The sequence below is a fragment of the Microvirga sp. VF16 genome (assembly GCF_016864375.1).
Classification (GTDB): domain Bacteria; phylum Pseudomonadota; class Alphaproteobacteria; order Rhizobiales; family Beijerinckiaceae; genus Microvirga.
On record NZ_CP069354.1, the window covers coordinates 1413572 to 1426324 of the forward strand.

At 61.1% G+C, this 12753-nt stretch carries 15 protein-coding genes; 6 read left to right on the top strand and 9 right to left on the bottom strand.

Translation table 11 applies throughout. The annotated features are described in order from the left end of the window. The gene (locus JO965_RS06745) at nt 1-621 is read left to right on the top strand and encodes an MliC family protein (RefSeq protein WP_203442923.1); all 621 of its coding nucleotides are present in this window, start codon (nt 1-3) and stop codon (nt 619-621) included. 9 nt (nt 622-630) lie between these two features. Here JO965_RS06745 and JO965_RS06750 read toward each other — a convergent pair whose 3' ends face one another. The 3 genes from JO965_RS06750 to JO965_RS06760 are packed head-to-tail and all read right to left on the bottom strand — an operon-like array spanning nt 631 to nt 3269. Beyond that, the gene (locus JO965_RS06750) at nt 631-1989 is read right to left on the bottom strand and encodes an ATP-binding protein (protein ID WP_203442924.1); all 1359 of its coding nucleotides are present in this window, start codon (nt 1987-1989) and stop codon (nt 631-633) included. Further along, complete coding sequence (locus JO965_RS06755) at nt 1986-2702, bottom strand: response regulator (protein ID WP_203442925.1); 717 nt, start codon at nt 2700-2702, stop codon at nt 1986-1988. Before JO965_RS06755 ends, JO965_RS06750 begins: the two co-directional genes overlap by 4 nt. A gap of 33 nt (nt 2703-2735) precedes the next feature. Continuing rightward, nucleotides 2736-3269, bottom strand: a complete 534-nt coding sequence (locus JO965_RS06760; RefSeq protein ID WP_203442926.1) for a MarR family winged helix-turn-helix transcriptional regulator — start codon at nt 3267-3269, stop codon at nt 2736-2738. Between the two features lie 161 nt (nt 3270-3430). Between JO965_RS06760 and JO965_RS06765 the strand changes: the two genes are divergently transcribed. Both JO965_RS06765 and JO965_RS06770 read left to right on the top strand, forming a co-directional pair. Continuing rightward, on the top strand, nt 3431-4318 hold the full coding sequence (locus JO965_RS06765) for a branched-chain amino acid aminotransferase (protein ID WP_203442927.1): 888 nt from the start codon (nt 3431-3433) through the stop codon (nt 4316-4318). Between the two features lie 614 nt (nt 4319-4932). Further along, on the top strand, nt 4933-5982 hold the full coding sequence (locus JO965_RS06770) for a Tim44 domain-containing protein (RefSeq protein ID WP_203442928.1): 1050 nt from the start codon (nt 4933-4935) through the stop codon (nt 5980-5982). 73 nt (nt 5983-6055) lie between these two features. Here the strand turns inward: JO965_RS06770 and JO965_RS06775 are convergent, their stop codons facing one another. Continuing rightward, nucleotides 6056-6637, bottom strand: coding sequence for a type 1 glutamine amidotransferase domain-containing protein (locus JO965_RS06775; RefSeq protein WP_203442929.1), 582 nt, complete (start codon nt 6635-6637; stop codon nt 6056-6058). Nucleotides 6638-6773: 136 nt separating this feature from the next. Here JO965_RS06775 and JO965_RS06780 point away from each other — a divergent pair, with 136 nt between their 5' ends. Continuing rightward, complete coding sequence (locus JO965_RS06780) at nt 6774-6995, top strand: hypothetical protein (RefSeq protein WP_203442930.1); 222 nt, start codon at nt 6774-6776, stop codon at nt 6993-6995. Nucleotides 6996-7033: 38 nt separating this feature from the next. Here the strand turns inward: JO965_RS06780 and JO965_RS06785 are convergent, their stop codons facing one another. The 5 genes from JO965_RS06785 to JO965_RS06805 form a co-directional block, all read right to left on the bottom strand. After that, nucleotides 7034-7759: a metallophosphoesterase gene (locus JO965_RS06785; RefSeq protein WP_203442931.1), complete on the bottom strand. Its 726-nt coding sequence runs from the start codon at nt 7757-7759 to the stop codon at nt 7034-7036. Then, nucleotides 7752-8567 (bottom strand): nucleotidyltransferase family protein, encoded by an 816-nt coding sequence (locus JO965_RS06790; RefSeq protein WP_246776767.1) that lies wholly within the window; start codon nt 8565-8567, stop codon nt 7752-7754. The genes JO965_RS06785 and JO965_RS06790 overlap by 8 nt, the downstream gene beginning before the upstream one ends. 99 nt (nt 8568-8666) lie before the next feature. Further along, the gene (locus JO965_RS06795) at nt 8667-10247 is read right to left on the bottom strand and encodes a class I SAM-dependent methyltransferase (RefSeq protein WP_203442932.1); all 1581 of its coding nucleotides are present in this window, start codon (nt 10245-10247) and stop codon (nt 8667-8669) included. 125 nt (nt 10248-10372) lie between these two features. Then, on the bottom strand, nt 10373-10747 hold the full coding sequence (locus JO965_RS06800) for a hypothetical protein (protein ID WP_203442933.1): 375 nt from the start codon (nt 10745-10747) through the stop codon (nt 10373-10375). A gap of 130 nt (nt 10748-10877) precedes the next feature. After that, on the bottom strand, nt 10878-11744 hold the full coding sequence (locus JO965_RS06805) for a BON domain-containing protein (RefSeq protein ID WP_203442934.1): 867 nt from the start codon (nt 11742-11744) through the stop codon (nt 10878-10880). Between the two features lie 407 nt (nt 11745-12151). Between JO965_RS06805 and JO965_RS06810 the strand changes: the two genes are divergently transcribed. Both JO965_RS06810 and infA read left to right on the top strand, forming a co-directional pair. After that, nucleotides 12152-12361: a cold-shock protein gene (locus JO965_RS06810; protein WP_009494616.1), complete on the top strand. Its 210-nt coding sequence runs from the start codon at nt 12152-12154 to the stop codon at nt 12359-12361. Nucleotides 12362-12451: 90 nt separating this feature from the next. Beyond that, nucleotides 12452-12733, top strand: coding sequence for a translation initiation factor IF-1 (gene infA, locus JO965_RS06815; protein ID WP_009494617.1), 282 nt, complete (start codon nt 12452-12454; stop codon nt 12731-12733). Nucleotides 12734-12753: the final 20 nt, after the last annotated feature.

Below are 12753 nucleotides of genomic sequence, written 5' to 3' on the forward strand. Positions count from 1 at the left end.
ATGAAGAGGCCCTATACAATCCTCTGGATCGTTTTCGGCGCGGTGGGTTTGGTCTCAATAGCTGGGGTTTTGGGCAGAGCCGCGCAGGCTCAGAGCCCTTCTTTTTCCTGCGACAAGGGGCAGGCCGGCAGCATCGAGGAGATGATCTGCACTGACAGCGCATTATCGTCACTCGACCGCAAGCTGGCCGACGTTTATGCGAAAGCCTCTCGCAAGGCGGTGAATGAGCAGACGCCCGTGCTGCAGGCCGAGCAGCGTGGCTGGATCAAGGGGCGCGACGAGTGTTGGAAGAGCGACGACAGGCGCGGATGCGTGGAAGGGGAATACAAGCGCCGCATCGCCGAATTGCAGGCTCGGTATCGCCTCGTTCCCGGCATCGGCCCCGTGACCTTTGTCTGCGGCGGCGATCCACGCAACGAGGTGACCACCACGTTTTTCCAGACCGATCCGGCGACGCTGATTGCCGAGCGCGGAGACAGCGTCTCGCTGATGTATGTGCAGCCCTCCGGAAGCGGGGCCCGCTATCAGGGGCGCAATGAGAGCTTCTGGGAGCATCAGGGCGAAGCCCTGGTGACATGGGGGCATGGCGCGCCGGAGATGCGCTGCAAGAAGGCGCCTTGAGCAGAGATTTCAGGCGGGCAGCCGCACCGTTGCACGCAATCCGCCAAGGGGACTCTCGCTCAGCACGATGTCGCCGCCGTGGGAGCGGGCGACATCGCGGGCGATGGCAAGGCCGAGGCCCGATCCACCTTCATCCTGATTGCGCGCTTCGTCCAGGCGCACGAAGGGTTTGAAGACTTCCTCGCGCATGTCGGCCGGGATACCCGGCCCGTCGTCGTCCACATGCAGCACGAGCCAGCGCGTTTCGTGATTGGCGGTGATCTCGATCCGGTCGCCGTGCCGCGCTGCATTGGACACGAGATTGAACAGGAGGCGGCGGAAGGCGTCTGGGCGCACCGTGATCATCGGATCGCCGATAATGTCGAGTTCCGTCACGTGGCCCTGGCGCTCCGCATCGGATTGGACCTCTTCGAGGAGCTGCCTCAGATCCGTGGCGACTGCCTGCTCGCCCGCATCGCCGCGCGCGAAGGCGAGATAGCCTTCAAGCATGCGGCTCATCTCGTCCACGTCACGCTTGAGATCCTCAACCTCCGGCGTCTGGCCGAGGAAGACGAGCGAGAGTTTGAAGCGTGTAAGAATGGTGCGCAGGTCGTGGCTCACGCCGTTCAGCATTGTCGTACGCTGTTCGATGTTGCGCTCGATGCGCCGCTTCATCTCCATGAAGGCGTGGCCGGCCTGGCGCACCTCCCGCGCGCCGCGCGGGCGGAACTCGATCTCGCGGCCCTTACCCAATGCCTCGGCCGCTTCCGCGAGCCGCAGGATCGGCTTGATCTGGTTGCGCAGGAACAGGATGGCGATGCCGAGCAGCACGAAGGACGAGCCAGCCATCCACACGAGGAAGATATGCGAGTTCGACGCATAGGCTTGGCTGCGCCGCGCCAGAACACGCATGACGTCGTTCTGATCGAGCTTGATGCGCACTTCCACATAGCTCGAACGCCCGACCGTATCGATCCAGTACGGACGGTCGATCTGGCGCCGAAGCTCGTCGGTCAGGGTCTCGTCGAGAATGTCGAAGAAGGGTTTGGGGCCGGGTGGCGGCAAATCGGTATCGCGCAGAATGTCCACGTCGAGCTGCAGGCGTTCCGATGCAATGCGTGAGAGCGTGCTCGCATCCTTATCCTGCGGATAGTTTTCATAGATGTCGATAAGCGCCGCGATATCGGCCGTCACTGCCGAGGACAGACGGCGCGTGACGAGCTGATAGTGCCGTTCCATAAACACATAGGCGACGACGGATTGCAGCAGGATGACGGGCGCGATGATGATGATGAGCGCGCGGGCGTAAAGCCCTTTCGGCAGAAAGCGGCCGAACCAGCGCGCGGCCTGGTCAAGGGGAGAATAGCGTAAGGTCGCTCCGATCTTCATCGATCAATCACGAGGCGATAGCCGATGCCGCGCACGGTCTGCAGGAAGATCGGGTTGGCAGGGTCGATCTCGATCTTGCGGCGCAGCCGGTTGATCTGAACGTCCACCGTGCGCTCGTTGGCGGCAATACCATTACCGGCGAGCGCCTCGCGCGGAACATTGTCGCCCGCATGGCTGCCGAGGATTGTCAGAATCTCGCGCTCGCGCTCGGTGATGCGCACTACCTCATTCCCGCGCCGCAATTCGCCGCGGTCGAAGCGATACGAGAAGGGGCCGAAATGGATGACCTCCGGCACGTCGACGTTCGCCGCGCCTAGTAGGGGCAGCGTGCGCTTGAGGATGTTGCCGAGGCGCAGCAGCAGCTCGCGCGGCTCGAAGGGCTTGGGGAGATAATCGTCCGCGCCGATTTCCAGGCCCGTCACCCGGTCGGAGGCGTCGGAGCGGGCCGTGAGCATCAGGATCGGCACCTGCGAATGCTCGCGCAGGCTGCGGGCATAATCGAACCCGGTCTCTCCCGGCATCATCACATCGAGCACAAGGGCATCGAAGACGAAGTTTCCTGCTTTCGCCCGCGCTTCGGCAGCGCTGGCAGCTGCCGTGACCCGGTATCCGTTCTCGGTCAGAAAGCGGGTCAGAAGGTCGCGCAGGCGGCGGTCGTCGTCCACCACGAGGACGTGCGGGGCATGGTCGGGAATGTCGATGCGTGCATCCATCAGGCTTCAAGCTGCTTTGTCGGGCCTTGCTTATCAGGTTTTCTTAAGGCCGAATACGAGCTGCTTCACGTGGGCGCTGTCGTCCGGATCGATGAGGCGCAGAAGGTAGCGGCTGACCGTCTCCTTCGCCTCCGGCTCCATCTCGGACAAGGCCCGCATGATGCGGCGGGTCTGCAGCTTGGCGAGCTTCAAGGCCAAATCGTGGCCTTTGGCAGTGGCAAAGAGAAGCCGCTGGCGCCGGTCGGAGGTCCCCATCCGGCTCTCGACGAAATCCTTCTCGATGAGTTCCTTGAGAACCCGGTTGAGGCTCTGCTTGGTGATCCTCAGGATATCGAGGAGCTCCGCGATCGTCAGGCCCGGCTGGCGGCTGACGAAGTGCAGCACTCGGTGATGGGCCCGCCCGAAGCCGTATTCGTCCAGGATTCTGTCGGGATCGCTGACGAAGTCGCGATAGGCGAAGAAGAACAATTCGATCAGGTCATAGGCCGGCTGCTCGGCCAAGATATCCTTGCCTGTATCCTTGCCGGATTGTTGAGACTTCAAAGCCGGAATTGCGTCTGGCACCATCCTATTCCCAATTTTTATGTCAGCCTTGTTGACATATCTCAGGACGATTGTTACTCGTCAAGCCGCTTCCGCGAAATGAATGAAATTGAAATCGGCTGGAAGCGAACCGGAAATTACACGACCCCGGTGGCCACAGAGGTCGGCATTCAAGGAGAAAAACGATGTCCGCGACCCCCTTCGATCAACGTGATGGATGGATCTGGTACGACGGGCAGATCGTACCCTGGAAGGATGCCCAGCTCCATGTCTTGTCCCACGGGCTCCATTACGGCTCCTCCGTGTTCGAAGGCGAGCGCGCCTATGGCGGCGAGATCTTCAAGTCGACCGAGCACTCCGAGCGCCTCAAGAAATCGGCCCAGATCCTCGATTTCGAGATCCCCTATACGGTAGCCGAGATCGACGCGGCCAAGCGTCTCGTGCTGGAGAAGAACGGGCAGAAGGACGCCTATCTGCGTCCGGTCGCCTGGCGCGGCTCGGAGATGATGGGCGTTGCGGCTCAGACCAACAGGATCCACCTCGCCATCGCCTCATGGGAATGGCCGAGCTATTTCGATCCGGCTCAGAAGATGAAGGGCATCCGCATCGACATGGCGGAGTACCGCCGTCCCGATCCGGCGACAGCCCCGTCGGCCGCGAAGGCGGCGGGTCTTTACATGATCTGCACCATCTCCAAGCACAAGGCGGAGCGGAAGGGCTATGCCGACGCGCTGATGCTCGACTGGCAGGGTCGCGTGGCCGAGTGCACCGGCGCCAACGTGTTCTTCATCCGCGACGGCGTCGTCCACACGCCGATTGCCGATTGCTTCCTCGACGGCATCACCCGCCGCACGGTGATCGACCTCGCGAAGCGCCGCGGCTTCGAGGTGGCGGAGCGCCGGATCATGCCGGAGGAGCTTTCATCCTTCAACGAGTGCTTCATCACCGGAACGGCCGCGGAGGTGACGCCTGTGTCGGAAATCGGCCCCTATACCTACCAGCCCGGCAACATGACCAAGGTGCTGATGGAGGATTATTCGGCCGAAGTGCAGCCCAAGAGTAAGGCGGCATAAGGCTTTTAACTACGTTTCCACATGGTGCCCGGCCCCGTGCCGGGCATTTCTTTTTCAGGCCTCATGTGAGCAAAAGATGTGGATGGCCGTGACGTTGGGGAAACATTCGAGTTGGGATTTTTGACACCCGGTGTGGGGCATTTGCCATGCCGTTACTGAGCCGGCTAGACCATTGCCATCCACTGGACGGAGCTAAGTGAACAAAGCAAGAATTGGGCTTTGAAGCGACATTTGAGGGAAATCTGTGGATAACGGGGATGGTTCGGCAGAGTTAATCCGCCTTTCCCTGAGGAACCAAGGGCCTGCAAGGGTGTTCTTGTCACGGAACAAATATAGAACAATAAGAGCCTTGCGTGTTCTCACAAGGTAAAGTGATAAGCGGTTATATCATTAACCATACGGTTTCCGTAGAGGCAATTAACAAAGGTTAATTCGGGTCTTTCCGGCAATCGGGCCAAGAACCTGGATGAACGGATCTCTGCCAACGAAATGATTGATCCAGGATTGCAGCGCCGACCCAAAATCGAACGGGTCCAGCCCCTTCCGTAAGCCTCAAGGCATCACCACATGAGGCGCAGGAGCGTCGTGCTCCAAAGGGATGGAAAACGAAGACGATGATAAAATTTGCTTCTCGCCGCAGTCGGGTGATGGTTGCCCTGGCGGCTGCCTTGGTCCTTGCCGGTAGCGCGGCCGAGGCTCGCGCCGGGCGGGGAAGCGGCGGCTTCGGATCGCGCGGCGCGCGCACCTATACCGCTCCGCCGGCAACCCGGACGGCGCCGGAAGCCGCAGCCCCGATCCAGCGTTCGCAAATTCCGAACCAGGGTCCCAACATGACCCGTCCGGGCACACCGGCCCCGAATGTGGCGCAGCCGCGCCGCTTCGGCTTCGGCACGGGCCTGATGGCCGGCCTTTTCGGTGCAGGCCTGCTCGGCATGTTGTTTGGTCAGGGCTTCTTCGGCGGCCTCGGCGGCCTGGCCTCGATGCTCGGCCTGCTGCTTCAGATCGGCCTCGTGGTCCTGCTGGTCTCGTTCGCGATGAAGTGGTTCCGCAGCAGGCGTCAGCAGCCGGCCTATGCCGGTACGGGTCAGGGCTATGCCCGCTCCATGGGCGGCAGCGTGCCGCCGACCGGCGGACATCCCATGAACAGCGGCCTTGGCGGCGGTCTGGGCTCCGGCTTGGGTGGCGGTCTCGGTGGGGCCCTGGGTGGCGCTCTTGGAGGCCGGTCACAGCAGGCTCCTCGTCGTCCAGGCGTGCGCGATGAGGTCGGCATCGGCGAGAGCGATTATGCGGCTTTCGAGCGCGGTCTCGTCGAGATGCAGGACGCCTATTCGCGTGAGGATGTCGCCAAGCTCTGGACGCTCGCGACGCCCGAGATGGCTGGCTACATCCAGGAAGAGCTCAACGACAACGCCTCCCGCGGCGTCGTGAACAAGCTCTCCAACGTGCGTCTCAACCAGGGCGACCTGTCGGAAGCCTGGCGCGAGGGCACCACGGACTACGCGACCGTCGCCATGCGCTTTGGCATCACCGATGTCATGACAGACAGGGCCACGGGCCGTGTCGTGGAAGGTGATCCGAACAAACTCGACGAGGCGACGGAACTCTGGACCTTCCGCCGCGATCAGGGCGGCCCCTGGAAGGTCTCGGCGATCCAGCAGGCTTAAATCTCAGTTTCACAAAGGCGAAAGCGGCCGGTTTGCACCGGCCGCTTTTTCATGTCCGAAGAGTGATACACGATTATTCTGCCGCCATGCGGCGACCCGCATGGAAACCTTCCTGGGCTTCCTCGATGATCTTGCTCACGAAGGCATCAAGGTCGCCGGGATTGCGGCTGGTAATAAGACCCTGATCCGTCACTACCGCCTCGTCACGCCATTGGCCGCCGGCATTGATCATGTCAGTTTTAATCGCGTGGTAGGACGTGCACTTCCTGCCCTTGATCACACCGGCCTCGATGAGAAGCCAGGGCGCATGGCAAATGGCGGCAACGGTTTTGCCTGAGGAATAGAAAGCGCGGATGATTTCGATGGCTTTCGGTTCAGTGCGCAGCTTATCGGGATTGATCTGTCCACCGGGCAGAACGAGCGCGTCGTAGTCGGTTGGATTCACGTCCTCGATGTCCTTGTCGACGGACACGGTCTTGCCCCAGTCCGTCTTGTCCCAGCCATAGATCTTGCTGGACTTCATGCGCGATTTCGGAGCGGCGACTTCGACTGTTGCGCCGGCATCCAACAATTTTTCCTGCGGCACCATCAGCTCGGATTGCTCGAAGCCGTCGGTCACCATGATGAGGATCTTGGCCTGCTTGATGTCAGGCATGACATTCTCCATTCCGTGGTGGGGGGCTGTTCGTGAACGGATGGGGTGGGGAGGGGTTCCGATTACGGCGCCCATCGGAACCCTGATGGCATGGGTCTGTTGACCCAGTCACGGATTTCCAAGCGAGGACAAAACGATGGTCAATCCAGGAACGCCGACGAACGAGCCGACGCCGGGCGGCAATATCCCAAGCGAGGTGCCGCCGGGAACAATTCCGGATGAAGAGCCGGATATCGGCCCGACGGGACCTCGCACGCCCTATCCCGTCAACGATCCAGGGATCTCCGACCCGAAAGGGCCCGGCTCGGAGCCAGATTACCTGCCGGGCAACCCCACCGATCCCGGCACGCGATATTGAAGTGATGCATATCGTGGGCCGGCAGCGCGCATTCCGGCTCATATCTCGATGATGGCGTAGGGTTTGCCCGTTGGCTTCTCGATATGCTTGGCGACATTGTAGACCGGCTGTCCGCCGGGCGTGCGGCCCTCGAAACGGCCGCGATGCGCATGGCCGTGCACGATGGCGTTCACCTTGAACCGATCGATGGTTTCAGCCAGTCGCGACGAGCCCAGGAAGGGATAGATTTCCAGCGGCTCGCTCTCGATTGTTTCTGTGATCGGCGCGTAATGGAGAATGACCATGGAGCGCTTGGCGCGAACCTGCCGCATGGCGTTCTCGAGCCGCAGTGTCTCATTCATGGTCTCGCCGACGAACTGTTTGATCGCCGGTTCACCGAAGGAGCCGAGCATGCGGCGCCCGAAGCCGCCGGCGAAGCCTTTCACGCCGACGAAGCCGACACCGTCGATCTCGACCGATTGTCCGTCGAGGACTCGCATGCCGGCATCGCGCAGGATATGTGTCACCTCTTCATGTGCACCACATTCGTAATCGTGGTTGCCGAGAACACCGACAATAGGGATCGGGCAGGATTTGATGTCCTGCGCCAGGAGTTCGGCTTCCTTGGGTCTCCCGAGATCCGTCAGATCTCCAGCCAGAACCAGAACATCGGCCTCTTTGGAGATTTCTCCGAACAGATCGCGATAGGAAACCCAGTTGTCCTCGCGAACATGAAGATCACCCATGGCGGCGACCTTCATCAGCTGCTGTGGTTCGTCACTCATTCCGCCATTCACCTTCGCCGCCGACATCGGCGAAGCCCCATTGCTTGACATCGATTTCATAATCGATGCGGGAGAACATCCGCCCGCGGCAGACCTTCATCTGCGGCGGCGGAAGATCGAGCTGTTTTGAGAGCCTGTCGAGAAGTTCGTCCATCACCCAGCGTGGAATCTTGTCGCGCTCGGACGGATAGATCCAGCGGAAGTTGAGCAGGTGCATGAGCATCACCTCCCAGTGCACTTCCATGTAGGCCAGCAACGCATGCCAGTCGATTTGGTCATGCGCCTTCAGGATCGTGTGTGCCACGTCCGCGCCGTCATAACGATGGCGCAGCTGAATGAAGCATTTCGACCAGACGAGCTCGGTCGGTCCGACGATGCGCACGGGAGAGCCGAAGACCTCGATCTGGCGTGCCCGCTCGAACCATTGGTCGCCGATCGGCATGGTGCCGTTCGATGAGGCGAAGATCACGTCGAAGAAGTACTGGCCCTTGAAAACCTTGCCGAGCCAGCGATCGTCCTCGATCTCGACGGAGTAGCCGATGCTTTTGAAATGCGACAGGACCCGGGTGTAGTCACCGGCCTTGCAGAAGATGTCGAGATCCTTGGTCGGCCGCGTGATGCCCGTATAGGCGGACAGCGCATAGGTGCCTGCCAGCAGAAAGGGCAGCCCGAGATGGTTCAGCTCCCGGAGCGCCTCGGCATAGAACGCTTCGGATTCCGGATATTTGAGGGTCGGTTCCGCCTTCGCGTCCATGACGGGGACACCCGGGTGGGCACCGGAAACGAGCTCTGGATCGTGAACTGCCATGGCCTTGTCCAAGCGCGGCCGAGAATGCCCCGCGTTCGACAACAGAATGGCCGTAATGAAGTTCCTTGCCGGCCGAGCTTAATGCCGGAATGAGGCGTTTCAGGCTCGGATCCGCCTCAGCTCGGCAGCCTTGCCGGCGACTGGTGCTCCAAGGCCGAGATTGGCCCAGACGCCGAGCAGGTCCTGCTCGAATTCGGCGACGCGTTTTTGCAGTTCTAGGGTATGGTCTTCTCCCTTCAACGGCTTGCCGTCCTTGAGCAAGCGTTGCCCGGCTTCCGCCAGGGCCTTGTCGACGAAGCGGACAATGTCCGCTTCCTTCTCGTACAGGGCGAGCCATATCAATTGAGCCATGCGGTCCGACGCGATGCCTCCGCCTGTGACCGGCGAGGCGAAATAGCCGTATTTGCGCTCGATACGCGCCTCGGCCGCGACGGCCCTGTTGAAGTGGTCTGTCTGGAGTTTCCTTTCTGAAAAACCTCGATCCGGCAGGCAGGGATGACATTTGCCCAGAGCCGCCAGGAAGGTGATGGCCTGAACCACGCGGTCGAAGCCGATCCCACTAAAGGCCGGCTCGTTCACGATCTCGCGCAAAGTCTTGGAGCCTTGGTCCAGTGCGCCGATCAGCGGATCGTAGATGGCACTTTGCAGTTTCACTGTATGGTGCATGCCTTGCACCTCGCGAGGGATCTTCGCGCCCGTGGCGGACAGAGCAAAGCGCGTGTCGAGCCACTTGTCACGAATTTGATGAGCTGCAAGCCGAACCGGCCCCTTGATGAAAATGTCTCGCCGGAACTGCTGGTCTACCATGTGATCGCGCGTCATCTGACGCAGGGCGACGTTATCAACGCCAGCGAGAAACTCGCGCTGTTCCTTCGTGAGATGAAGTTCATCGAGGTTCTCAAGCGCGTTCGCCGGGCCGACCCAGGTGAGTTTTGCTTCACTGAGCTCCTTGGCGAGGTCCATGAAATAGAACGGATTGGATTCCGTGTTGAAATATTCGTGGACGATGTAGTTCGGATTTTGGCTCCTGAGCCTTTCCAGTCGCTTCGCCAATTTGGGGTTGTTGGCCAGGAAGCGCATGTCCAGCTTGTTGAATGTTTCGGCGAAATCCAGGAAGGTCGAGGCACGCGATCGGGGCGAAAGCTGTGAGCCTTTGGCAACCGTATGTTCCACGAGGAGGCGCCGGAGCGGCATTGTGGAGGCCCAGCCTGGCATGCAATTGTAGGAGATGTAGGCTATGCCGCCGGGCTTCAGCTTCCTGCGGATGAACTCGACAATCGTCCGCCGGTTCTCGGGCGAGATCCAGCTATAGATCCCGTGAAGGGTGATGAAGTCGAAATCGGGCAGATCATTGCGGGTCAGGAACTCGGCGAAGCTGTCGTCGTAGAAATGAACGTTTCCGAGCCGCGCCGATTGCGAGAGCGTCCGAGCACCGGCGATGTGAGCAGGATTGAAGTCGGTGGCGTGAAACTGGATGTGCGGATTGGCGGAGGCGAGCAGATTGGTGGAAAAGCCCTGGCCGCAGCCGAGTTCGCAATAAGTGAGGGAGGGGGAGGCGAGATCGGGCGATTGAACACCCTGCAGCAGGGCCAGGAAGCCGAGCAGGCTCGGCGTCAGCTCCTGATAGAAGCCGTAAGTGTACTCGACGTCGACAACGTAGCCCGATGACCAATCCGCCATGACAATGTCCTAACTGCCCATAGACGCGCTCAGGCGTCAGGTGGGTACAATTATATTATTACATTGTCAGGTGGAGATGTTCTGATCAATCCCCTTATGCTTGCGGCGAAAGAGCTTGGTTAAACTCAGTGATCACCGTGGGAGACCCTGACATCCCGCGGGCTGTTGAGGATTTCGAGCAGACTCTGGGCGATGTGACGGGCTTCATCATCCTTTAGACGCAGCAGAAAAGGCGGCATCATGCCGGCCTGGAGGGCCACCACGGCCATGCCGTGCTCGTCCATGCCGATATCGATGGTCTGGGAGGTCACGTCGACCATTTCCTCCGGCATGTCGTCACCTTCCTCGGCGCTCTCGCCGATGGCAGTGAGCAGCTGGCTCACGGCCCGTACCAGAGAACGGGCGGCATGGGGGTCCATGACCACGGCGGTCGATTGCTCGCCTTTCTGGAATGCCAGCTGGATGTTGTCGCCTTCGAGCGTGACGGAAATACCTGCCATGAGTGTCCTCGTCTTTCCCGTTCCCCATATGGGGATGGCTTACGTCAAGGGAAAGGCAAAGGCCTTGGTACGACAGATGCGCCTCGCCCCCAAGGGAAGAAGCGCATCCTGGTAAACCGAGTATGGGCAGTCAGATCCCGCTGCCCGAGGGCCCCCTGGTCCGGCGTGTCGATGCGACCGTGCCAGTGCCGGTGGTCTCTGGCATGCCGACACTGCCAGCGCCCGCCGCGCCTGCACCGGACATCATGGTGCCGGCAATGCCGGCATCCGCCGGTTGCTGAATGCGCAGATTGTTCTGCACATGAGTGACGCCGGAGACGGAATCGGCGAGGTCTTCCGCATGGCGCTTCTCGAAGCGGCTGCTCACGGTGCCGGTGAGGGTGATCTCGCGGCCCGCCACCGTGACCTCGATCTCGGAGGCGTCGATGTGCGGATCTTCCGTGAGGCGGTCGTTCACGTCCTCCAGGATGCGGGCATCGGAGCGCTGATAGCCCTTCGGTCCGCGGCCGCGATGCCGGCCGGCTTCACGCATATCCCGCTCGCGGCGGCGTTCCGCGTCCTCGTCTCCGAACCAGGACCGGACCTCGTCGCCGGCCCGCTCGAGGAAGCCGCGCTCCTCGTTGTAGTCGCGCGAGCCGCGGCCGAAGCTGTCCGATCCGTGGCGGTCGCGCCCATAGCGATCCCAGCCGTAGCGGTCCTGGTCGCGCCGGGTTCCGAAGAAGGGCCTCTCGTAGCCATCCTCGTCGCCGACCACATCGTACCAGTCGAGGGCCGATCCACCGGTGCCGTAGCCGGCCGAATCCCCGTAATCGCGCTCGCGGACATCCCGCTCCAGGCGCCAGCCTTCATCCTCGCCCGAGCGGTATCCGCGGTCGTAACCGGCGTTCCGGTCGTATCCCGCGCTGCGATTGCCGAAGCCGCGGCGGGCGATGTAGCCGTCGTCCTCGCGGTCGCGCCAGTCGAAATCCTGATTGCCGTAGCGGCGTTCATTGGCCATGGGAGCGCTCCTCATTGTCGTGGATTGGGGGCCACCCGAGAGTGGCGTCGCGCAACCAACGTGAAGGCTCGGGCGAGTGTTCCTGGGCGTAGGCGAGCGGGGCCTTGTCAAGGCTGGGCGTGACGAAATTCAATTCACCCCGGTCGGGGAGGCGGCCCTTTAGGTCATCCGGGCTGTCCGAAATCCATGAATTTTCAACGCATTTCCCGTTGTTTTCCGAAAGGGCTTTGCCTTGTAATTGCCCCATCTGTGCCTTAGGTACGGTCCATCGACATTTGGCCGGACGACTGGGCTTCCCGCTTTGGCACTGCCGGGCGCACGTTCCTTCTCTCTACCATCTATCGACTAACGGGTGGCTGGCCCTTGGGCCCTCATCCACGTGCAATCGACAGTGAAAAGGATTTCCCATGGAACAGGGAACCGTGAAGTGGTACAATGAAACCAAGGGCTATGGTTTCATCCAGCCCGACAACGGCGGCAAGGATGTGTTCGTTCATGCGACCGCTCTCGAGCGCGCCGGCATGCGCGGCTTGCGCGAAGGCCAGAAGATCTCTTACGAGCTTCAGACCGACCAGCGCACCGGCCGCCAGTCTGCAGTGAACCTGCAGAACGCGTAAGGTTTGATGCCGGAGGACGTGCTCGCACGTCCTCTTGCATATGGCCGTTCCGGTTCAGGGGCGGCTTTTTTGTTATGAGGAAGGCTTTGCATGGCAAAGGAAGAACTGATCACCTTTGAAGGACTTGTGACCGAAATTCTGCCGGACGCGCGCTACCGCGTGCAGCTCGACAACGGGCACGAGGTCATCGCTTACACGGCCGGCAAGATGAAGAAGAACCGCATCAAGACGCTCGCCGGCGACCGCGTGACCGTCGAGATGTCGCCCTATGATCTGGAGAAGGGCCGGCTGATCTTCCGTCACAAGGATTCGGGTGCCTCTTCCGGTCCGCGTCCGCCGCAGCGCGGCAACCAGCAGTTCCGGCGTCGCTAAGAGCATCGAACCCAAAAGTG